Origin of the sequence: Cupriavidus consociatus (assembly GCF_017814975.1) — a bacterium.
In the GTDB taxonomy this organism is placed as follows: domain Bacteria; phylum Pseudomonadota; class Gammaproteobacteria; order Burkholderiales; family Burkholderiaceae; genus Cupriavidus; species Cupriavidus consociatus.
Genome location: NZ_JAGIQA010000119.1, coordinates 1 through 1,469, shown reverse-complemented (window position 1 = coordinate 1,469; position 1,469 = coordinate 1). Strand labels below are relative to the sequence as shown.

Annotated in this window: 1 protein-coding gene; it reads left to right on the top strand. The window is 63.7% G+C overall.

The annotated features are described in order from the left end of the window. Positions 1-1,425, top strand: a 1,425-nt coding sequence (locus J8I82_RS37645) for a CoA-acylating methylmalonate-semialdehyde dehydrogenase (RefSeq protein ID WP_209765692.1), incomplete at its 5' end; no start/stop codon positions are given. Between the last annotated feature and the right edge of the window lie 44 nt (positions 1,426-1,469).

Below are 1,469 nucleotides of genomic sequence, written 5' to 3'. Positions count from 1 at the left end.
TTCAACCCTGCCACCGGCGAAGTTGCCGCGCGCGTGGCGCTTGCTACCGCGCAGGACGTTGCCGAGGCCGTGGCCGCGGCCAAGGCCGCGTTTCCGGCATGGTCCGAGACCCCGCCGCTGCGCCGGGCGCGCATCCTGTTCAAGTTCAAGGAACTGCTCGACCAGCACCATGACGACCTGGCCGCGCTGATCACGCGCGAGCATGGCAAGGTGTTCTCCGATGCCAAGGGCGAAGTCACGCGCGGCATCGAGGTGGTGGAGTTTGCCTGCGGCATTCCCAACCTGCTCAAGACCGATTTCACCGACAACGTCGGGGGTGGCATCGACAACTGGAACCTGCGCCAGCCGCTGGGCGTGGTGGCGGGGATCACGCCGTTCAACTTCCCGGTGATGGTGCCGATGTGGATGTTCCCGGTGGCGCTGGCATGCGGCAACACGTTCGTGCTGAAGCCGTCGGAGCGGGATCCGTCGCCGAGCTTGCTGATCGCCGATCTGCTGCGCCAGGCGGGCTTGCCCGATGGCGTGTTCAACGTCGTGCAGGGAGACAAGGAAGCGGTCGATGCGCTGCTGGCGCATCCGGATGTGCAGGCGCTGTCGTTCGTGGGGTCGACGCCGATTGCCGAGTACATCTATAGGGAAGGGACCAGGCATGGCAAGCGGGTGCAGGCGCTGGGCGGGGCCAAGAACCACCTGGTGGTGATGCCGGATGCGGATCTGGACCAGGCAGTCGATGCGCTGATCGGTGCGGCCTATGGCTCGGCGGGCGAGCGCTGCATGGCGATCTCCGTTGCGGTGGCTGTGGGTGACGTTGCCGACAAGCTGGTGCCGCGGCTGGCGGAGCGTGCGCGGGCGCTGAAGATCCGCAACGGCATGGAGTCAGACGCCGAAATGGGTCCGCTGGTGACGGGGGCGCACAAGGCCAAGGTCGAGGGCTATATCGCCAGGGGCGTGGAAGAGGGCGCGACGCTGGTGACCGATGGGCGGGGGCACAAGGTCGACGGGCACGAGAATGGGTTCTATGTCGGCGGCACGCTGTTCGACCATGTGAAGCCCGACATGACCATCTACAAGGAAGAGATCTTTGGGCCGGTGCTGTCGGTGGTGCGGGTGCATGACTTTGCCGAGGCGGTGGCGCTGATCAATGCGCATGAGTTCGGCAATGGGGTGTCTTGCTATACCAGTGATGGTGGGATTGCGCGGGCGTTTGCGCGGCAGATCCAGGTGGGTATGGTTGGGATTAATGTTCCTATCCCTGTGCCGATGGCATGGCATTCGTTTGGTGGATGGAAGCGGTCGTTGTTTGGGGATCATCATGCGTATGGGGAGGAGGGGGTGCGGTTTTATACGCGCTATAAGAGTGTGATGCAGCGGTGGCCGGATTCGATTGCCAAGGGGGCGGAATTTACGATGCCGGTGGCTAAGTAGTGGGATTGGTTTGTGGGTTCTTTGCTGCGGCTGACATCTGGTAG